19 protein-coding genes are annotated in these 18,820 nt (G+C 63.9%); 8 read left to right on the top strand and 11 right to left on the bottom strand.

Annotation, left to right across the window (positions count from 1 at the left end; genetic code table 11):
- Positions 1-263: 263 nt before the first annotated feature.
- The 7 genes from HWX69_RS08155 (at position 264) to HWX69_RS08125 (ending at position 5,611) form a co-directional block, all read left to right on the top strand.
- Positions 264-1,631 (top strand): hypothetical protein, encoded by a 1,368-nt coding sequence (locus tag HWX69_RS08155; RefSeq protein ID WP_178916568.1) that lies wholly within the window; start codon positions 264-266, stop codon positions 1,629-1,631.
- A gap of 3 nt (positions 1,632-1,634) precedes the next feature.
- Positions 1,635-1,913 (top strand): C2H2-type zinc finger protein, encoded by a 279-nt coding sequence (locus tag HWX69_RS08150; protein WP_178916567.1) that lies wholly within the window; start codon positions 1,635-1,637, stop codon positions 1,911-1,913.
- Between the two features lie 51 nt (positions 1,914-1,964).
- A complete protein-coding gene (locus HWX69_RS08145) occupies positions 1,965-2,378 on the top strand; it encodes a DUF7541 family protein (RefSeq protein ID WP_178916566.1) in 414 nt (137 codons plus the stop codon).
- 32 nt (positions 2,379-2,410) lie between these two features.
- Positions 2,411-2,713: a DUF6684 family protein gene (locus HWX69_RS08140; protein ID WP_178916565.1), complete on the top strand. Its 303-nt coding sequence runs from the start codon at positions 2,411-2,413 to the stop codon at positions 2,711-2,713.
- Positions 2,714-2,848: 135 nt separating this feature from the next.
- Positions 2,849-4,651 (top strand): cytochrome c oxidase subunit I, encoded by a 1,803-nt coding sequence (gene ctaD, locus HWX69_RS08135; protein WP_178916564.1) that lies wholly within the window; start codon positions 2,849-2,851, stop codon positions 4,649-4,651.
- A 235-nt stretch (positions 4,652-4,886) separates the two neighbouring features.
- Positions 4,887-5,156, top strand: a complete 270-nt coding sequence (locus tag HWX69_RS08130) for a DUF7520 family protein (protein WP_178916563.1) — start codon at positions 4,887-4,889, stop codon at positions 5,154-5,156.
- A 59-nt stretch (positions 5,157-5,215) separates the two neighbouring features.
- Positions 5,216-5,611, top strand: a complete 396-nt coding sequence (locus HWX69_RS08125) for a universal stress protein (RefSeq protein WP_178916562.1) — start codon at positions 5,216-5,218, stop codon at positions 5,609-5,611.
- 8 nt (positions 5,612-5,619) lie between these two features.
- On the opposite strand, the gene HWX69_RS08120 is transcribed toward HWX69_RS08125, so the two are convergent.
- From HWX69_RS08120 to HWX69_RS08070, 11 genes are all read right to left on the bottom strand, one after another.
- Positions 5,620-7,230 carry a long-chain-fatty-acid--CoA ligase gene (locus tag HWX69_RS08120; RefSeq protein ID WP_178916561.1) on the bottom strand — a complete coding sequence of 537 codons (1,611 nt, stop codon included), beginning with the start codon at positions 7,228-7,230 and terminating at the stop codon, positions 5,620-5,622.
- An 80-nt stretch (positions 7,231-7,310) separates the two neighbouring features.
- Positions 7,311-9,008, bottom strand: coding sequence for an acyl-CoA mutase large subunit family protein (locus tag HWX69_RS08115; protein WP_178916560.1), 1,698 nt, complete (start codon positions 9,006-9,008; stop codon positions 7,311-7,313).
- Between the two features lie 57 nt (positions 9,009-9,065).
- Positions 9,066-9,884: a CBS pair associated ParBc domain-containing protein gene (locus HWX69_RS08110; RefSeq protein ID WP_178916559.1), complete on the bottom strand. Its 819-nt coding sequence runs from the start codon at positions 9,882-9,884 to the stop codon at positions 9,066-9,068.
- A gap of 33 nt (positions 9,885-9,917) precedes the next feature.
- On the bottom strand, positions 9,918-11,372 hold the full coding sequence (locus tag HWX69_RS08105; RefSeq protein WP_178916558.1) for a DHHA1 domain-containing protein: 1,455 nt from the start codon (positions 11,370-11,372) through the stop codon (positions 9,918-9,920).
- Between the two features lie 63 nt (positions 11,373-11,435).
- Positions 11,436-12,920, bottom strand: a complete 1,485-nt coding sequence (locus HWX69_RS08100; protein ID WP_178916557.1) for an NADH-quinone oxidoreductase subunit N — start codon at positions 12,918-12,920, stop codon at positions 11,436-11,438.
- Positions 12,920-14,452, bottom strand: coding sequence for a complex I subunit 4 family protein (locus HWX69_RS08095; protein WP_178916556.1), 1,533 nt, complete (start codon positions 14,450-14,452; stop codon positions 12,920-12,922). The genes HWX69_RS08100 and HWX69_RS08095 overlap by 1 nt, the downstream gene beginning before the upstream one ends.
- Entirely contained in the window at positions 14,453-16,495 is a 2,043-nt protein-coding gene (gene nuoL, locus HWX69_RS08090) for an NADH-quinone oxidoreductase subunit L (RefSeq protein WP_178916555.1), read from the bottom strand. It abuts the gene before it with no gap.
- 2 nt (positions 16,496-16,497) lie between these two features.
- Positions 16,498-16,812: an NADH-quinone oxidoreductase subunit NuoK gene (gene nuoK, locus HWX69_RS08085; RefSeq protein WP_156709589.1), complete on the bottom strand. Its 315-nt coding sequence runs from the start codon at positions 16,810-16,812 to the stop codon at positions 16,498-16,500.
- Positions 16,812-17,105 carry a hypothetical protein gene (locus HWX69_RS08080; protein WP_156709588.1) on the bottom strand — a complete coding sequence of 98 codons (294 nt, stop codon included), beginning with the start codon at positions 17,103-17,105 and terminating at the stop codon, positions 16,812-16,814. Before HWX69_RS08080 ends, nuoK begins: the two co-directional genes overlap by 1 nt.
- Positions 17,102-17,383 carry an NADH-quinone oxidoreductase subunit J gene (locus HWX69_RS08075; RefSeq protein ID WP_178916554.1) on the bottom strand — a complete coding sequence of 94 codons (282 nt, stop codon included), beginning with the start codon at positions 17,381-17,383 and terminating at the stop codon, positions 17,102-17,104. The genes HWX69_RS08080 and HWX69_RS08075 overlap by 4 nt, the downstream gene beginning before the upstream one ends.
- Before the next feature lie 132 nt (positions 17,384-17,515).
- Entirely contained in the window at positions 17,516-17,968 is a 453-nt protein-coding gene (locus HWX69_RS08070; RefSeq protein ID WP_178916553.1) for a cupin domain-containing protein, read from the bottom strand.
- Positions 17,969-18,104: 136 nt separating this feature from the next.
- On the opposite strand from HWX69_RS08070, the gene HWX69_RS08065 reads away from it, so the two are divergent.
- Entirely contained in the window at positions 18,105-18,599 is a 495-nt protein-coding gene (locus tag HWX69_RS08065; protein ID WP_178916552.1) for a hypothetical protein, read from the top strand.
- Positions 18,600-18,820: the final 221 nt, after the last annotated feature.

Raw genomic sequence — 18,820 nt, 5'->3', positions numbered from 1 at the left:
TGCGGGAACCGCGTGGCGGCTTCGCCGCCACGACATATGGTTGCGGGCCATTGGCCCGCAACCCACTCCTTGAAAAACGTCGATGAAAAAAGCGCGAACGCGCCGACGGCGCGTTCGCGTGAACCGCGCATCCCTTCGGTCGCGCGGATGCTCTCTTACCCAACAGCAGTTCGATTCACCGATACATCTGAAACACTGGTCCATCCGTCTAACGACCCGCCGATTCCGGAAGGTTCTCCGGTCCCCGACGACTACCGACGACAATGACCGCCCGTCGTCGTTTGGCGTTCACGCTGGTCGGCGTTCTCCTCGGCGTCGTGGGGACCGCCGGCGCTCACGGCGCCGGGTTGGCGAGCGCCTCGGGGCGGAGTCTCGACGTGCCGACGTGGCTGTTCTTGCTCACCGGCGGTGGCGTCATCGGCGCGTCGTTCCTGCTCGCGTCGTTCGTCACCGACCGGACGTTCATCCGCCGCGTCCACGGCTGGCGCCGCGCCGTCGCCGTTCCCGCGCTTCGAGTGCTTACCAGCGTCGGGCGAGTCGTCGGCGTCGTCGGCCTCCTGTTCGTTCTGGTGGTCGGCTTCGTCGGCCCACAGGAGTCGCTGTACAACGCCGCCATCCTCGTCGTCTGGGCGGGATGGTGGTCGGGGTACGCGATGACCACCTACCTCGTCGGGAACACCTGGCCGGTTCTCAATCCGTGGCGCTCGATAGCCACCGTTTTGCCCTCCTTAGAGGTGCCGTACCCCGACCGACTGGACGCGTGGCCGAGCGTCGTCGGCCTGCTCGCGTTGATTTGGCTGGAGGTCGTCAGTCCCGTCGCCGACCGACCGCGGTTCCTCGCGAGCATCGTCGCCGGCTACACCGTCGTCACGTTGGCCGGTGCAGTCGTCTTCGGCGAGGAGACGTGGTTCGGGACCGTCGACCCGGTGTCGCGGGTGTTCCGGTACTTCGGTCGCGTCGCCCCGCTGTACGCCGACGATGGAATCAGCGTTCGGCTGCCGGGGGCGGGATTGAGCGAGGCGAAGCTAGTCACCTCCCGAGCGGAGGTAGCCTTCGTCGTCGCGGTGCTGTGGGTGACGACCTACGACGGCCTCGTCGCGACGCCGCTGTGGCGCCGCCTCGCGGTCGGGGTCGTCGAAAGCGGCGTCCCGCCGAACCTCCTGTACGCCGCCGCCCTCGTCGTCGGCTATCTCGTCTTCCTCGGCATCTACCGGGCGGCGGCGAAAGCCAGCAAGCGACGCGCCCGGACGTACGTCCCGGTCGAGGACCTCGCCTACCGGTTCGCGCCGCCGCTCGTCGCCATCGCCGCCGGCTACCACGTCGCGCACTTCCTCGGGTACTTCCTCGAACTGTCGCCGACGCTGCTCGGGACGCTCACCGCGCCGCTGTCGCCGCCGGAGCCGGTCGCGCTTCTCTTGCCGGCGTGGTTCGGCGGCCTCGAACTGTCGTTCGTCATTCTGGGACACCTGCTGGCCATCTGGGTCGCCCACGCCGCCGCATACGACATCTTCCCGGGGAAGCTGCAGGCCATCCGAAGCCAGTACGCGACCACCGCGGCGATGGTGTGTTACACAATCGTCAGCCTCTGGATAGTCTCCCAACCGTACGCGGTCCCGCCGTACGTCTCCTGACCGATGACCGAACACACCCACTCTCGACAGACGCCACCGTCGGACCCACCCGAGGAGCCAGCCACCTGCGGGTACTGCGGTGAGAAGTTCGTCGACGAACAGTTGCTCGCGCTCCACCGTGGCATCCAACACGAACCACGACTCTCCGAGGCGGAGGCCGACGCCTATCGCGCGGCCCGCGACGCCGAACGCGAGGACGTCCGGCTGTTTCGACTGAAGGCGCTGGCGGCGCTGCTGTTCATCTACTTCGGGTTCATCTTCGTGTACGCGTTCGTCGTCTGAGTGCAAGCGAGACACCGACGGTCCTTTGTCTCGGCAGTTCCTACGCAGAGTATGGAAGCGGAATCGGAACCAGAGACTGAATCGGCGCTCTCCGAGCAGTACGCCAAGTCCAGTCCGTGGCCGGTCGTCGTGGCGCTGGGACTCGTCATCAGTGAGATTGGCATCCTGTTCGGGCTGTACCCCGTCGCCATCGCGGGGCTGGTCATGTTCGCCGGCAGCGTCTCGGGAATCGTCCACGAGGCGGGCTACGTGGCGAGTCCGTGGCGTCTGCTGTCCGGGTTGGGCGTCGCACTCGTCGTCGTCGGTCTCGCCTTGGTTTCGACGCAGGTCGACGGCGGCGTGTCGGCGTACGTCGCACAGACCACCGTCGAAAACGGCGTCACGCTTCGCGGGTTCACCATCGCGGCGACGGGCGCCATCGTCGCGGTTGCCGGCCTCGTCGTTCCCCGCGTCGCGAATCAGTAACCTCTTTGTATCCGTGTTCGAATTCACGGCCAATGAGTAACCGCACGTTCGACCGGGAAACGCTGCTGGACCTGTCGGTCAACGTTATCCCCCTCGCGATACTCGCGTTCTTCGTCATCGTGTACGGCGTTATGGGTAATTACCCCAACGACCCGCTCGTTCTCATCGTTCAGATGTCCATCATCATCGTCACGGGCATCGCCCTGACGCTGTTGACGTACTTCTCGGGAAAGGCGATCGCCGGCTCCGAAGAGGAGGACGAAATACCACCGGGCTACTCGACCGAAGACGCTGCCACCGCAGCCGAGATAGAATCGGGCTCGGAAGACGCCTAACGACGGTCACCGCTCCGTTTTTATCTCCATTCGCGTTGTTTCAGGAGCCACAGTACCGACAGGGAAACCGACGGCAGTGGCGGCGGCAAGCGCAACCTTTCTTTACCAGTAGTCCTACCGCATTCCTAGAGACACATGGCTGCAGAACAGCTTGCGCTGACAGTTCTCATGGGGGTGCTCCTAATCGGGGTGTTCGCCCTCGTCGCCCGCATGGAGAACTGGCGCACATACACTCCGCTCGCCAGCGGCGAAGCCGCTGGTGCGGCGGGTCACGGACACAAACCACCGGGAATCACCCGCTGGCTGACCACGGTCGACCACAAAGACATCGGCATCCTCTACGGCACCTACGGCGTCATCGCCTTCATCTGGGGTGGCGTCGCCGTGATGCTCATGCGCATCGAGTTGACGACGCCGGGAACGGCGTTCCTCGAACCCTCGATGTACAACGCGCTGCTGACGAGTCACGGCATCACGATGCTGTTCCTGTTCGGGACGCCCATCATCGCGGCGTTCTCGAACTACTTCGTGCCGCTGCTCATCGGCGCCGACGACATGGCGTTCCCGCGCATCAACGCCATCGCCTTCTGGCTGTTGCCGCCGGGGGCGCTGCTCATCTGGGCGGGGTTCTTCTTCATCCCGTTCGGTGTCGGCATCGGCCCGGCCGAGACCTCCTGGACGATGTACGCGCCGCTGTCCATCGAGCAGTCCAACCCCGGCGTCGACCTGATGTTGCTCGGGTTACACCTCACCGGCGTCTCGGCGACGATGGGAGCCATCAACTTCATCGCGACCATCTTCACCGAGCGCGGCGACGACGTGACGTGGGCGAACCTCGACATCTTCTCGTGGACCATCCTCACCCAATCGGGGCTCATCCTGTTCGCGTTCCCGCTGCTGGGCAGCGCGCTCATCATGCTGCTGCTAGACCGTAACTTCGGGACGACGTTCTTCGCCATCGAAGGCGGCGGCCCCATCCTCTGGCAGCACCTCTTCTGGTTCTTCGGCCACCCCGAGGTGTACATCCTCGTCCTCCCGATGATGGGTATCGTCTCGTGGGTACTCCCGAAGTTCGCCGGCCGGAAACTGTTCGGCTTCAAGTTCGTTGTCTATTCGACGCTCGCCATCGGTGTCCTCTCGTTCGGCGTGTGGGCCCACCACATGTTCGGCTCGGGAATGGACCCCCGCATTCGCGCGTCGTTCATGGCGACCTCACTCGCCATCGCGATACCGTCGGCAGTGAAGACGTTCAACTGGATTACGACGCTGTGGAACGGTGAAGTGCGGCTGACCGCACCGATGCTGTTCTGTCTCGGCTTCGTCTCGAACTTCGTGTTGGGCGGCATCACCGGCGTCTTCCTCGCGGCGATTCCGGTGAACCTCCTGCTTCACGAGACGTACTACGTCGTCGGGCACTTCCACTACGTCGTTATGGGGATGATTGCCTTCGCCGGCTTCGGCGGCGTCTACTACTGGTTCCCCATCGTCACCGGGAAGATGTACCAGCGCACGCTGGCGAAGTGGCACTTCTGGCTGTCGATGATCGGCGTCAACATCACGTTCTTTGCGATGTTGGTGCTCGGCTACCTCGAGATGCCGCGTCGCTACGCCACCTACGAGTTCGACCCCGTGTTGGCGCCGCTGGCACAGGTCCAGTTGCTCCACCAGGCCGCGACCGTCGGCGCGTTCCTCATCGCCATCGGGACGGTCATCTGGCTGTGGAACATCGTCCAGTCGTGGCTCGAAGGTCCCGAAGTCACCGACCCCGACCCCTGGAACACGAAGGAGTACGGTCTCCACGGCCGTGAGTTCGCGTGGTTCGAGGACCGACTCTCGACGGAGGGCAAACTCGCGACGACGGACGGCGGCGAAGAAGACGTCGCGGCCGACGGTGGCGAGGAAGTCGCCACCGACGGCGGCAACGATGTCGACGAATAACTGAGAGACGCGTTTTTTGGTTCGTTCGCTCCGTCAGATAGACGTGAGGACGAGAATCAATCCGGTCGCAGCCATCAACACGGCGACGCCGACGAGAACGACGAGCAGATACTCCTTTTCGGTGAACTGACGGGATGTTTCGGCCATACCCCCAGTTGGGAGCAGACCGGCAAAAGGGTTTCAGAAGGGTCGCCGTTTCACAAAACTAATCGCCCGTCCCACCCTACCGGTTCGTGTGACGGACACGAACGGGCCGACCGCTCGCGGCGGCAACCGCATCATCATCGCGCTGTATTTCATCGTCGTCGCCGTCGCCGGACTGATGGGTGGCGTCATCGGAAGCATCGGCCTTCGGGATCTCGAAGCCGTCTCGTTTCTCGGGATAATCACCTTCCAGCCGACGCCGTTCGGGCTCGCGATGTTCGGGATGTTGACCATCGGAACGATGCTCGGCGTGTTGCTGCTGCTCGTCGTCTTCGTCTCGCGGCGCTACGCGAACGGCTGAACGGAACGACCGGTTCGGGAAGAGAAAGCACTTATTTCAGCACCACCGACCGCAAATCGATGTATCACGTCGTCGTCGGTGTCGCCACGGCGGACGAACAGTTACTGCACAAGGTCGAGGCCGTCACGGAGCTGCCGGCCTCGGCCGAGGAACTCCGCGTGACGCTCGTCCACGTCCACGACGGCGAGGAGTCGGTCGAAGCGATTCCAGCCGTCGAGGAGGCAGTGGAATCCTTCGCGGCGACCGATATCGACGCCGAAATCCACGGCGTCGTCGACGACGACGCCCCGCGTGGACTGGTGGAAGCGGCCGCGACGCTGGATGCCGACCTGCTCTGTATCGGCGGTCGGCGCCGCTCGCCGGCCGGAAAACGGCAGTTGAAACCCGGTGCACAGGAAGTGTTGTTGCACGCCGACCAACCCGTGGTCGTCGCCGGACAACTCGGGTCGGAGTGAGGTAGCGTTTATCCCTGTCCGACCATCCGGTCTTCGTCGTCCCACTCCTCGGTCCGGAGTTCGTACTTCTGTACCTTTCCGGTCGCCGTCGTCGGGAGTTCCTCGACGAACTCGATTCGGCGGACCGTCTTGTAACTCGCGAGGTGTTCGCGAGTGAAGGCGACGAGTTCGTCGCTGGTGATACCGGGGTTCTCGGGGTCACCGGTGGCCGGAACGACGAACGCCTTCGGCGTCTCACCCCACTCGTCGCTCGGCGAGGGGATGACGGCCACGTCGTCGACCGCCTCGTGTTCGAACAGCGTATCCTCGAGTTCGATGCTGGAGATGTTCTCGCCGCCGGAGATGATGATGTCCTTCTTGCGGTCCTGAATCGAAATCATCCCGTTTTCGTCGATGGTGGCGAGGTCGCCCATGTGGTAGTACCCCTCGATGCGGTCGGAGAAGGCCTCCTCGGTCGCCTCGGGGTTCTCCCAGTATCCCTCCATCACCTGATTGCCGCGGACGACGATTTCGCCAATGGAGTTGCCGTCCCGAGCCACGTCGTTGCCGTCTTCGTCGACGACACGGACCTCGGTGCCGAGATAGCCGATGCCCTGTTTCTTCTTCACCGCGAATCGGTCGGCGGAGTCGTCGTCGAACAGCCGCCGGGCGTCGGAGGTGGTGATGAGCGGCCCCGTCTCGGTCGCGCCGTAGACGTGTTTGAGATACCAACCGAACTCGTCTTCGACGGTCCGGATGGTGGCTTCTGGCGGTGCGCTGCCGGCGGTCGCGACCCGGACATCGTTCTCGCCGGCCGTCGCGGGGTCGTTCTCCTCGTAGTAGCCCATCAGTTGGTTGAGGACGGTCGGTGCCGCACACAGATACGACACGTCCTCGGTCGAGATGGCGTCGAAGATGCCGCCGGCGTCGACGCCGCGCGTACAGACGTGTTTCGCACCGATGCCCGTGACGGCGTAGATGTGTCCCCAGCCGTTGACGTGGAACATCGGCAGCGTCCACAGGTAGATGTCGTCGTCCGTGAGTTCCTGGTGGATAGTTATCAGGTGTGCATGGATCGTCTCCGAGCGGTGCGTTCGCATCACGCCCTTCGGGTCACCCGTCGTCCCCGAGGTGTAGTTGATGGTGATGACCTCGTCTTCGGCCATCTCCGGCCGGTCGAACTCGCCGTCGTTGTCGAGCCACGATTCGAAATCGTCCCAGTCGCCGTCGACGGCGTCGGGGTCGTTCGTGACGAACAGCTCGGTCGGTACCTCGTCTCGAATTTCCTCGATTTTCGCGGCGTACTCGTAGTCGGCGAACACCGCTTTCACGCCAGCGTCCTCGAGGATGTACTCGAAGTCCGACGGGGTGAGTCGGTAGTTCAGCGGCGTGTGGACTGCCCCGATTTGCATCGACCCGTAGGCCGCCTCCAGATGGAAGTGGGTGTTCGGGTCGAGGACGGCGACGCGGTCGCCCTTCTCGACGCCGCGGGCCTGCAGTGCGGCCGAAAACCGGTCGGCGCGGTCGCCCAACTCGGCGTAGCTGTAGCGTTCGCCGGTCGTCGCGACCACCGCCTCCTCGTCGGCGTAGTGGTTCCGTGCGCGGTCGAGGAAGTCCGTCACCAGCAGTGGCTTGTGCATACACAACTCCTTACAACGAGTCGAACGTTAATTGTTCGGTAACTGTCCCACACAGCGGGATTCGGCGTCGCAACCTTCCCTCAAGCGAGGCCGATTTTCTCCTGGTAGGCGCCGTAGTGCTCCTCGAAGACCTCCATAATCTCGCCCATCGTCACGTAGGCCTTCACCGCGTCGATGATGTAAGGCATCACGTTCTCGCCGTCGTCGATGGCATCGGAGAGCGCCTCGAGCGTCGCCTCGACTTCGGCGTCGTCGCGTTCCTCCTTGGTGCGCTCCAGTCGATCGAGTTGCCGGTCCCGCGTTTCGGGGTCGATTTTCAGGATGTCGGGGTCCGGTTCCTCGTCGATGGTGTACTGATTGACACCGACGACGATTTCCTCGCCGGCGTCGACGCGTTTCTGGTACTCGTAAGAGGCGTCCTGAATCTCCCGGTGGAAGTACCCCTGCTCGATACCCTCGAGGACGCCGTCGCGCACCGACCCCTCACCGATGTCGCGTATCTCCTCGATGTAGTCCATGATTTCGGCCTCCATCTCGTCGGTGAGCGTTTCGATGGCGAAACTGCCGCCCATCGGGTCGACGATGTCGGCGGCGCCCGATTCCTCGCCGATTATCTGCTGGGTCCGCAGCGCCACCCGAACTGCCTCCTCGCTCGGGAGGGCGAGGGCCTCGTCGTAGCTGTTGGTGTGCAGCGACTGGGTGCCGCCGAGGACACCGGCCAGCGCCTGAATCGTCGTCCGGACGATGTTGTTCAGCGGCTGTTGGGCCGTCAGACTCTGCCCCGCCGTCTGGGTGTGGAACTTCAGGCGTTTCGACTCGTCGGCCTCGGCGCCGTACCACTCCGCCATCACGCGGGCGTACACGCGGCGGGAGGCGCGGAACTTCGCGACTTCCTCGAAGATGGAGTTGTGGGAGTTGAAGAAGAACGACAGCAGCGGCGCGAACTCGTCGATTTCGAGGCCGCGGTCAAGACAGTCCTCGACGTAGGCGAAGCCGTCGGCGAGGGTGAACGCCGCCTCCTGGGCCGCGGTCGACCCCGCCTCGCGGATGTGATACCCCGACACCGAAATCGGGTGGAACTTCGGCGTCTCCTCGACTGCGAACTCGACGGTGTCGGTGACGACATCGAGAGAGGGCTCCGGCGGGATGACCCACTCCTTCTGGGCGATGAACTCCTTGAGCATGTCGTTCTGGAGAGTCCCGCGGACTTCCTTGCGGTCGACGCCCTGTTGATCGGCCAGCGCGATGTACATCGCGTAGATGACCGCCGCCGAGGGATTGATGGTGAAACTCGTCGAGATCTCGCTGATGTCGATGCCGTCGAACAGCACCTCCATGTCCCGCAGCGTGTCGACGGCTACCCCTTCCTTGCCGACCTCACCTTCGCTCATCGGGTGGTCCGAATCGATACCCATCAGCGTCGGCATATCGAAAGCCGTCGACAGCCCCGTCTGGCCCTCGTCGATAAGGTAGTGGAACCGCTCGTTGGTCTCCTCGGCCGTCCCGAAGCCGGCGAACTGCCGCATCGTCCACGTCCGACCGCGGTACATCGTCGGGTATGGCCCTCGGGTGTACGGCGGTTCGCCCGGGTAGCCGAGATCATCGTCGTAGTCGAGGTCCGCGACGTCCTCGGGGGTGTACAGCCGGTCGACCTCGTGGTTGGAGACGGTGACGAACTCGTCTTTTCGCTCTCCCTTCTCCAGGAACGGCTCAAGCGTCTCGGATTCCCAGCGCTCACGCTCGGCGCGTATCTCCGCTAAATCCTCCTCGTCGAACATACACGCGTTTCGGTAGGCGCAAATATGAAGGTTGGCGTCGGACCGGGGGTCGTCGGCTTACTCCGGTTCCTGGAGTCGCTTCGTCGTCTCGACGAGCGGGTGGTGTGCGTAGTCGACCTCCTGAATGTCGGAGATGGAGTTCAGGTTCGACTTCCGTGCGGTTTCGGCCATCCCGAGACTGACGCGTTCGTCCAACACGATGACGTAGGCGTCCATCTCCTCGATGTCGAGGCGGTCGGCTGCCTTCACCCGGTGGTGGCCATCGGCGAGGAGCAGTTGTCCGCCGTTGTCGATGACCACGAGCGGTTCGGCGAGCCCGTTCTCCAGTTCGTAGGACCGGCCTTCGAGTTCGTCGGTGTACACCTTCGTCTGTGTCGGCGTCAAGTCGGCGAGTTTCACGGTTCGGCGCTCCTCGCTCGTGCCGACGCCGTGGATGCTTTCCAGCGTCTGCTGGAGTTTGCCGACCTTCTCCGGCGTCGCACGCTCGATTTGAGAACGGATTACATCCGCGTTGGAGATGATGCCGACGAGGTTGCCGGCGTCGTCGACGACCGGAAGCCGCTGGATGCCCGACCGGAGGATGACGCGTGCGGCGTCGGTAATCTTCATCTCCGGATGCGCGACGATGATATCCTGGGTCATCACCTTGAAAATCGGGTCGGAGTTCTCGGCCAACAGCAAATCGCGCGCGCTGATGAACCCCTCGACGTGGCGGCCGTCACACACCGGAAAGCCACTGTGTGCGTCGCTGTCGGCGATTCGCTTCGACACCTCAAGGACCGTATCGTCGGGGGAGACTGTCGCCACGTCGCGAGTCATGTAGTCTTTCACTCGCGGTTTGTCCTGATACAGCGTGTTCTCGGGGTCATCAGCCATTACCCGGAGTGTGGGGGCGACGACGCAAAAACCTCACTCAAGCCCGTCGACGCCAATGAAGTCGGCGTAGACGGACGCCGCCGCGCGGTTCAGCGAGATGCCGAGTGTCTCGAAGAACCGCTCGGAGATGGTCTCCTCGATGACGTCGCCGCGGTCGGCCTCGTCGGTCTCCTCCAGCAGCATTCCGACGGGAATCTGTGCGCCGGCCATCTCAGCGTGCCCCCCCGCGCTACCGATTTGGCCGAAGGCGTTGCGGAGCACCTCACCGAGGTCGATGTCGTCGTCCCTGGAGCGTGCCGAAACGAACACCATCTCGTCGGTGTAGCCGAAGACGAGCGTCGTCGAGACGCCGTTCATCTCCAGCAGCTTGTCCGCGGCCTGCGGCAGCGCGTCCCTATCGGCGAGTTCACCGACACACGTGGTGAGAACGTCTTTTTCTCGCCGTCGGTTGACGATGGCGTTGGCGACGATATCCAACGTTTCCCCGGTCGTACTCGGCGATTCGATGCGTTGGATGGCGCTTCCGTCGACGAACTCGACGAGGTGGGCGGCGGCGTCGAAATCCGCCTCGGCCACCTCGCGGCTGAACGCCTTCGTGTCCGTCCGGACGCCGTACAGCAATCCCGTCGCGAGTGCCGCGTCGGGGTCGATGTCGAGATGGTCGAGATACCCGAGTATCAGCGTGCTCGTCGAACCAACGTCGCTTCGTAAGTCGACGAACCGCGCCTCGATGGGTGCCCGCGGCGGGTGGTGGTCGACGACGATGTCGATGTCGGTGTCCTCGGGGAGGCCGTCGTTGACACCGGGTCGGGAGTGGTCGACCAGCGCGAAGCCACCGAACTCCGAGAGGTCCGACTCCGGCGTGAGGTTCCGAAGGTCGTACTCGAGGAGGTTCACCAGCGCTCGGTTCTCCTGGTGGTTGATGTTGCCGTAGTAACACGCTTCGGCGTCGGTGCCGGCCGCCTCCGCGATTCGCTTGAGACCGACCGCAGACGCGATGGCGTCGGGGTCGGGGTTGTCGTGGGCGACGACTGCGAGCGTGCCGTCGATGTTCCGGAGAACACGCTGGAGCCGACGAGTCCTGATGCCGTCGTCGCCGGCGCGGTCGAGGAGGAACTCCGTCGTCGGGTCGGTGTACGTCACGACTCGGTCGGCACGCGCCTCGATGGCATCAGTGGCGTCGGTGGCGTCGGGAGCGACACACGCGAGAACGAACGCGTCGGGGTAGGCCTCCCGAGCGACGCCGACGAAATTCCGGGTCTGCTCGGGGTCGTCGGGGGCGACGATTACCGAATCGACCTCGCCCGCGACGGTCCGAACAGCGGCCGAGTCGGTCGTATCGACACCGCGGGCGTCGATACCCCCGTCACGGAGCGTCTTCGCGCGGCGCTCCCCGTCGACCAACACCAGAAGCGACCCCGGCCGGTCGAGTAGTCGTTCGACGAAGGAGCGGCCGACCGAGCCACACCCCAACACCAACCGGTCCATACCCGTGCTGGGTGGCCGACGGTCTAAAGCGTGCTGGGACGACCGCGAAAAGAGGGACTCGACTTACAGGAGTGCGGCCGCGGCGTCGAAGGCCGCACTGTCGAAGACGAGGATGCCGGGCAACAGTGCGACGGTCACGACGGCGGCGGCGACGATGGCCACGTACAGCGCCGTCGGGTAGCGTTCGATTTCACGCGGCTCGTCGGGTTCGTCTATCCACATCGCCTTGACGACCCGGCTGTAGTAGAACAGGCTCAACGCACTGTTGACCGCGAGGACGGCCCCGAGCCACCAGACGCCGGCACCGACCGAGCCGACGATGAGGAAGTACTTCGAGAGGAAGCCACCGCCGACCGGTAGTCCCGCAAGCGAGAACATGAAGACGGTCATGGCGACGCAGGCCACCGGCGCCTCCTTCCCGAGGCCGTTGTAATCCCGGAAGGTGCGACCGACGTTCCAGTACTCCGCCAGCGCGACGAAGAGGAACGCACCTGTGTTCATGAAGCCGTAGACGAGCAGGTGCAACATGCCCGACCCGAGGACGAGTCCCTGGTCGCCGAGGCCGGTCAGCGCCGCCAAGGCGATGAGGACGTAGCCCGCGTGGCCGATACTCGAGTACGCGAGCATCCGCTTGACGTTCTCCTGTGTCGCGGCGGCGAAGTTACCGAGCGTCATCGTCACGACCGCGAGAACCTGGAAGGCGAGCACCCAGTCGACGCTTCCGGCGACCGAATCGATGGGGAAGGCGACGACGAAGACGCGGAAGGCGACGACGAAGCCGGCGGCCTTCGAGGCCGACGACAGGAACGCCGACACCGGGGCGGGCGCACCCTCGTAGGCCTCCGGCGCCCAGAAGTGGAACGGGACGGAGGCAGTCTTGAACGCGAAGCCGCCGAGCACCATCAGGATGCCGACACCGAAGACGCCGGTGTACAGTTCCGAGGCCTCTCCGGCAGCGGCCGCCACGTCAGGCAACAGTAGGCTCCCGGTCGCGGCGTAGATGAGCGAGATACCGTAGGCGAGTATCGACGACGACAGCGCGCCGACGAGGAAGTACTTCAGCGCCGCCTCGACCGAACCGCGGTTCGTCTTCAGGTACGCCACCAGGGCGTACGACGGCAGCGAGGCCAACTCCAGGGCGACGAACACGACGGCGAGGCTGTTGGCGGATGCCATCAGCGACATCCCCGTCGCCGCCAGCAGGATGAGCAGGTAGTACTCGGCCTTGTGCGGGAGGTCCTCGATGTAGTCCGCCGAGGCGAGTCCGACCAGCGCAGTCACACTCCCAAAGATGAACGTGAAGACGAGGCTCATCCCGTCGACGACGAGTTGGCCGCCGAACAGTTCGACGCCGGAGTCGGCCGTCCCGGACAACAGCAGGGCCGCCGAGATGACCATCGCGACGGACGCGCCGGCCGTCGTGACCGCCGCCAGCAGCGTGTCGTGTTTGCTCTCGGGGTCGAACGAGTCGATGACGAACAGCAGCATCGCCGAGACGACGAACGCCCCAGCGGGTGCCAACAGGAGCCAATTACTGACGTGTTCCATCAGATACCACCTCCGAGGGTAGCGACGATGTCAAGCGTTGCGTCCTGAATCGACTCGAAGAACACCATCGGTGCCGAGCCGAGCAGGATAATGAGCAGGACGAGCGTCACCAGCGGCACCACGTCGTGGAGCGCCGCCGGGCCGATCTCGTAGTCGGTTTCGAGCCGGAACGGCCCGAACAGCGACCGTTGCATCGCCCACAGCAGGTAGCCGGCGACGATGACGATACCGAACATCGCAACCGCCGTGAACAGCGGCGCGTACGGGAGCACCGTCGACTCGAAGGCGCCGAGGAAGATGAACAGCTCGGCGGCGAAGCCGGCCATCAGCGGCAGGCCCATGTAGGCGAAGGCGCCGGCGACGAACACGCCCGCGGTGACGGGCATCTTCTCGGCCATCCCGGCCATGTCACCGACCATGCGCGTGTGGGTCGTGTTGTAGATGACGCCGACCGTCATGAACAGCAGCCCCGAGATGAGGCCGTGGGCGACCATCTGGAACGTCGCACCGCCAACGCCGTAGACGGTGTAGGCGATGAGACCCAGGATGACGTAGCCCATCGAGGACACCGACGAGTAGGCGACGATGCGCTTGAGGTCCGACTGTGCCAGCGCGAGCAGGGCACCGTAGATGATGGAGATGACCGCGATGACGGCGATGGGAATCGCCAGTATCTCGGCCTGTCCGGGCAGCATCGTGAAGTTGAACCGGAGCAGTGCGTAGGTCCCCATCTTCAGCAGGACGCCGGCCAGCATCACCGACGCTGGCGTCGGCGCCTCGACGTGGGCGTCCGGAAGCCACGTGTGGAACGGAACGACCGGCACCTTCACCGCGAAGCCGAGGAACATCGCCACGAACGCGGCAAGAGCGAGCATGTCGGGTCCGATGATACCGAGGCTACCGAGTTGACCGGCCCGCAACGCCTGTGCGATTTCGGGCAAGCCCGTCGAGGAGACGGAATCGCCCAGTCCGAACACCAGCGCGAAGTAGCCGATGAACATCACCAGCGACGCGATGTTGGTGTAGACGAAGAACTTGATAGCGGCGTACTTCCGGCGCGGACCGCCCCAGACGCCGATGAGGAAGTACATCGGGATGAGGACGGCCTCCCAGAAGACGAACCACAGCAGGAAGTCGAGCGCTCCGAAGACGCCGATGAGGCTGGCTTCGAGGAACAGCATCAGCCCGTAGAACTGGCTCTGCCGTTCGTCGATGGGGGTCCACGCGCTCAGGATGGCCAGCGTGGTCAGAATCGTCGAGAGAACGACCAGCGGCAGCGAGATGCCGTCCAACCCCATGTGATAGTTGACCGTGTAGGAGCCCAGCTGGAGCCACTGGGTGAACGTCTCGTAGGCGATGTCGCCGCCGAGTAAGGCGTTACCGCTGCCGTCGAAGGCGAAATACATGTACAGCGAGATGACCAGCGGTGGGAGGCTGAAGCCGACCGCGAGTTTGTGTGCGAACCGATTGGGGGCGACGAAGACGACCGCCGCACCGAGGAGACACAGCGCGATGAGGGCTTCTATCAGCATCTAGAACCACCCCCCGAGCGCCGCGAAGACGCCCAGAAGCACCAGCAGGCTGAGAACGATGAGCGCCGCGTAGTTGGTCACGATACCCGTCTGGAGCCGACGCAGGCGGTCGCCGGAGAACAGACTTACGCTGGAGACACCGTTGACGACGCCGTCGATGACGCCCTGGTCGAAGGTGTCGGCGGCTCCCGAGAGCCGCAGCGTGAGGCCTTCGGCGAGCCACACCTGGTATTCGTCTTGGTAGTAGTTGTGCATGAGCAGCGTCTGCAGACCGCCGAGTTTCTCGGTGTGTCGAGTCGGTTCGGCGCCGCGATACAGCGCGAAGGCGAGTCCCGCACCCAGAAGCGCCAAGCCGAGGCTGGCACCGGCGCCCGCCAGCAGCGTCACGATTTCGCCGCCGCCGATGGTGCCGACCGAGTAGCCGGCGTAGTCGTGTGTGAGGTCGCCGTAGTGGTGGGAACTCGTCAACAGCGCCTCGGGGCCGGAGTCGAGGAACTGATGGAGGAAGTCGACTTCCAGTCCGGTGAGTTTCTGAATCGGAAGCGGGTTCAGGAAGCCGATGACCGCGGCGAGAACACCGAGGACGGCCAGCGGGAACTTGACGTTCCAGCGGACGCCGTGGGGGTCCTCCGCGGTATCGGAGCGGGCCTCACCGTGGAAGGTGAGAAGCACCATCCGGATGGTGTAAAAGCCCGTCAGGAAGACGGCTGCCAGCCCCATCGCGTAGGCACCGAGCAACAGGGGGCTGCCGCCGAGGCCGTGGACGAGCGCCTCGTACAGCACCTCGTCTTTCGACCAGAAGCCCGAGAACGGGAAGATGCCCGCGAGCGCGAGCGACCCCGAAAGGAACGCGAGGTACGTCACGCGCATGTGGTCTTTGAGGCCGCCCATGTCCCACATGTTCTCGTTGTGGTGCATCGCGATGATGACCGACCCGGCGCCGAGGAACAGCAGCGCCTTGAACACCGCGTGGGTCGTCAGGTGGAAGAACGCGGCGACGTAGCCGCCGGTCCCGAGGGCGAGCATGATGTAGCCGTACTGGCTAATCGTCGAGTACGCCAGCACCTGCTTGATTTCGTTCTTGACGACGCCCATCGTCGCCGCGAACAGCGCCGTGAAGCCGCCGACGAAGGCGATGACCGCCAGCACCGTCGGGAGCAGCGCGTAGAAGCCGTACATCCGTGCGACGAGGAAGACGCCGGCGGCGACCATCGTCGCGGCGTGAATCAGCGCCGAGACGGGGGTCGGACCCTCCATGGCGTCCGGCAGCCACGTGTGGAACGGGAACTGGGCGGATTTGCCCATCACGCCGCCCAACACGAGCAGGCCGAGAATCGCGAACCACGTCGCCGGCTCGAAGCCGAAGGTGTTGACCGCGTCGGCGGTCGTCTCCGGGTTCAAGACCGTCTCTGCAAGCGCCGGGAAGCCGTTCTCTCCGGCGAACTGCGCGGTGCCGAACGTCGTCAGGACGCCGACGACGCCGACGAGGAAGAAGTAGTCACCGAATCGGGTGACGAGGAACGCCTTCTTGGCCGCCGACGGCGGGCCCGCACGACGGAACCAGAAGCCGATGAGGAGATACGAACACAGCCCCACCAGTTCGAAGAACATGAACGCCATCAGCAGGTTATCGGAGAAGACGAAGGCGAGCATGCTCGCGGTGAACAGCCCGAGGCTGGCGTAGTACCGTGGCAGCCCCGTCTCGCCCTCGTCGTTCATATAGCCCAGCGAGAAGACGTGAACCAGGAAGGCGATGAGCGAGACGATTACCAACATCGCCGCCGACAGCGGATCGAGAAGCAGTCCGAACGTCAGCTCGAACGGCACGTCGCCGCCGACGAACGTGTACAGCGTCTCGTTGTACGTCTCGCCGAGGAAGACGGTGACGAGGACGGCAATCGAGAGGCCGAGCGACCCTGCGGTCGCGATGATGCCTGCGAGGGCGCCCTTCTTCGGCATGTACTTGCCTGCCAACAGTGCGACGACGAACGACACGAACGGGAGCGCGGCGATAGCCGGCGCGTATGCGAATACTCCTGCCATAATTACCACTTGAGAGTCGTTGCTTCCGTCACGTCGACGCTATCGAAGTTGCGGTACAACACGAGGATGATGCCGATGCCGATGGCGACCTCGGCGGCGGCCAGCGCCATCACGAACAGTCCGAACACCTGTCCGGTGAGGTTCCCCCAGTAGAACGCGAACGCGATGAGGTTGATGTTCGCCGCGTTGAGCATCAACTCGACGCTCATCAGGAAGATGAGCGCGTTCTCCCGGGTCAGGATGCCGAAGATGCCGACGCAGAACACGGCGGCCGACAGCACGAGGTAGTACTCGGCCGGAACGGCTCCGAGCACCATCAGGAATCACCCTCCTCGTCCTTCTTGGCGAGCATGACGGCGCCGTCCAGTGCCGCGTCCAACACGATTGCGATGGTGATGAACGACACGAGGAAGCCCTCGCTGGCGAAGTCGCCGGCATCGAGGTTGAACATCGCATAACCGATGGAGCGGGTTATCGATCCCTCGGCGAATCCCGTGGCGGTGCCGAATCCCGACGTGAGGAACACCGCCGAAAGGAAGCCGAACAGGGCGACGGCGAGGATGCCCGCGGCCTTGCTCGTTTCGGTGTGGAGCTGTGGGCGCGTCGTCATTGTGCCACCTCCTCGGCTTCGGGAGCGGGGTCCCGACGAACCAGCATGACGGCGAAGGTGATCAGGATGAGCACCCCGCCGACGTACACGAGTACCTGCATCGCTGCCAGGAACTCGGCGCGTAACATCACGTAGTGGACCGCGACGGATAGCAACGCTACACCCAACAGTAGCGCGGAGTGCCACACGTCACGGACCAACACGACGCCCAGACTCGCTCCGACGGTCAACAGAGCGAACAACAGGAACGCCAGTGTCTCATACGGTACTACAGCCATTGTTTACCTCTGCAGTCGGGTTCCCTTTGAAGATTTCCGTTTCCGCCCACGTATCTCCGTACGAGCGCGCACGCGAGGGGCGAACGAGGTTCTCCAACATCCACCCTATAAAAAGAGTCGCCGTGGGCCGGTTTACATCTCGACGACGTTGCCACAATCCGGACAGGTGAGCGTCACGCCCGACTCATCAACCTCGGTAACGTGGTAGTCGGCGCCGCACTCGGCACACGGGAGCTTCGCGCGCGTCTCACCCATCCCCTTGGGCGCGCCCAGCGCCAGCGCGCGCACCCGGTCGTCGCTCTCGTTGCGACCCTCTTGATATTCGCCGGGGCCGAACCGGACGACCTCGTCGGGGCCGACCTCGTAGTCGTCCTCGGGCGTCTGGAACGTCGCCGTCCCGTCAATCACGTAGAACACCTCCTCTTGGTCCATGTGGGTGTGCATCCCACCGGAGAAGGACTCCCCCGGCGCCAACTCGTAGTAGTTCAGCGCCATATCCGAGAGCCCGAGCGGTTCGGTGGCGTGTTTCTGTACGTCCGCGACGCGCGGTTCGTTGTCCAACTCGTCGATGGATACCTTCTCCATGGCGAACGAGTGGTATCGTGGGTTCGTGGTAAGTTTTGACATTGCGCGCCGCGATTGCCGGAGGTGTCGAGTTCAGTTTGGTACACAGCAGAGCATCGGCACAAAACACTTCACCGTATGTGCGGAGCGTTCCGATATGCCCTCCCGGCGCGAACTCTCGGTCGCTCTCGCAATGGCGCTCGCCGGCTGTTTCTCCTCGGAGTCGTCCGACTTCGACCCGGACAGCCACGTCCCCGACGAGTGGCACGACGAACCGAAGCGAGGCGTAGCCGAATCCCTAGAACGGTCGGTGGAGATAGACCCGTCCGATTTGAGTGGTACGCTGGAAGACGAATGCGACGACGCTGCCGGCAGGAACGTGTCCGATGTCGTCAGGGACCGACTCGACGACCCGGATAATCTGGTCGTCCTTTGTTGTAGTGACGTAGACGGACACGAGAAGTCGGTCATGGTCACCCGCCGAATGTCGGTTAGCCGAGACGGAAATCTACTCTCCGCCCCCGATTTCACGTTCGAAGCACTCCGTGAAGCCACGCCGGAATCAGTGACGATTACTGCCAGTATGTACGACGACGAACACACGTGTTCTGCCCCCGTATTCGTAGAGGACGTACTCGAACGAGAGGCGTGAGATAGAGTAGGGTTTGGTGAGACATTACGGCGCCTTCAGCGTAGAAACACCATCACCGACTGTTGGGCGAAAGGAGCATCCGCGAGGCGCGCGAAGCGCGCCGAGCGGTTCTCCCGCGCGACCGTAGGGAGCGCGGGACCGAGGGCCGACCAACGGGAGGCCCGATGTGTCTTTTTCATCGAAGTTTTTGCCGGTCGCTCGCCGACGGCGAGCGACCGTGC

The sequence above is a fragment of the Natronomonas gomsonensis genome (genome assembly GCF_013391635.1).
GTDB lineage: Archaea > Halobacteriota > Halobacteria > Halobacteriales > Haloarculaceae > Natronomonas > Natronomonas gomsonensis_A.
The sequence above is the reverse complement of the archived record's forward strand: the minus strand, read 5'-3'. Positions and strand labels throughout refer to the sequence as shown.

What these genes read in the sequence shown, in the direction of transcription:
- HWX69_RS08140 (WP_178916565.1), top strand. Translation starts at nt 2,411, where the DNA reads ATGAGTAACCGCACGTTCGACCGGGAAACGCTGCTGGACCTGTCGGTC.
- HWX69_RS08120 (WP_178916561.1), bottom strand. Translation starts at nt 7,230, where the DNA reads ATGCACAAGCCACTGCTGGTGACGGACTTCCTCGACCGCGCACGGAAC.
- nuoK (WP_156709589.1), bottom strand. Translation starts at nt 16,812, where the DNA reads ATGGTGCTCGGAGCCGTTCCGGCCGAGTACTACCTCGTGCTGTCGGCC.
- HWX69_RS08065 (WP_178916552.1), top strand. Translation starts at nt 18,105, where the DNA reads ATGCCCTCCCGGCGCGAACTCTCGGTCGCTCTCGCAATGGCGCTCGCC.
- HWX69_RS08125 (WP_178916562.1), top strand. Translation starts at nt 5,216, where the DNA reads ATGTATCACGTCGTCGTCGGTGTCGCCACGGCGGACGAACAGTTACTG.
- HWX69_RS08150 (WP_178916567.1), top strand. Translation starts at nt 1,635, where the DNA reads ATGACCGAACACACCCACTCTCGACAGACGCCACCGTCGGACCCACCC.
- HWX69_RS08115 (WP_178916560.1), bottom strand. Translation starts at nt 9,008, where the DNA reads ATGTTCGACGAGGAGGATTTAGCGGAGATACGCGCCGAGCGTGAGCGC.
- HWX69_RS08155 (WP_178916568.1), top strand. Translation starts at nt 264, where the DNA reads ATGACCGCCCGTCGTCGTTTGGCGTTCACGCTGGTCGGCGTTCTCCTC.
- HWX69_RS08145 (WP_178916566.1), top strand. Translation starts at nt 1,965, where the DNA reads ATGGAAGCGGAATCGGAACCAGAGACTGAATCGGCGCTCTCCGAGCAG.
- ctaD (WP_178916564.1), top strand. Translation starts at nt 2,849, where the DNA reads ATGGCTGCAGAACAGCTTGCGCTGACAGTTCTCATGGGGGTGCTCCTA.
- HWX69_RS08095 (WP_178916556.1), bottom strand. Translation starts at nt 14,452, where the DNA reads ATGCTGATAGAAGCCCTCATCGCGCTGTGTCTCCTCGGTGCGGCGGTC.
- nuoL (WP_178916555.1), bottom strand. Translation starts at nt 16,495, where the DNA reads ATGGCAGGAGTATTCGCATACGCGCCGGCTATCGCCGCGCTCCCGTTC.
- HWX69_RS08070 (WP_178916553.1), bottom strand. Translation starts at nt 17,968, where the DNA reads ATGGAGAAGGTATCCATCGACGAGTTGGACAACGAACCGCGCGTCGCG.
- HWX69_RS08080 (WP_156709588.1), bottom strand. Translation starts at nt 17,105, where the DNA reads ATGACGACGCGCCCACAGCTCCACACCGAAACGAGCAAGGCCGCGGGC.
- HWX69_RS08110 (WP_178916559.1), bottom strand. Translation starts at nt 9,884, where the DNA reads ATGGCTGATGACCCCGAGAACACGCTGTATCAGGACAAACCGCGAGTG.
- HWX69_RS08105 (WP_178916558.1), bottom strand. Translation starts at nt 11,372, where the DNA reads ATGGACCGGTTGGTGTTGGGGTGTGGCTCGGTCGGCCGCTCCTTCGTC.
- HWX69_RS08100 (WP_178916557.1), bottom strand. Translation starts at nt 12,920, where the DNA reads ATGGAACACGTCAGTAATTGGCTCCTGTTGGCACCCGCTGGGGCGTTC.
- HWX69_RS08075 (WP_178916554.1), bottom strand. Translation starts at nt 17,383, where the DNA reads ATGGCTGTAGTACCGTATGAGACACTGGCGTTCCTGTTGTTCGCTCTG.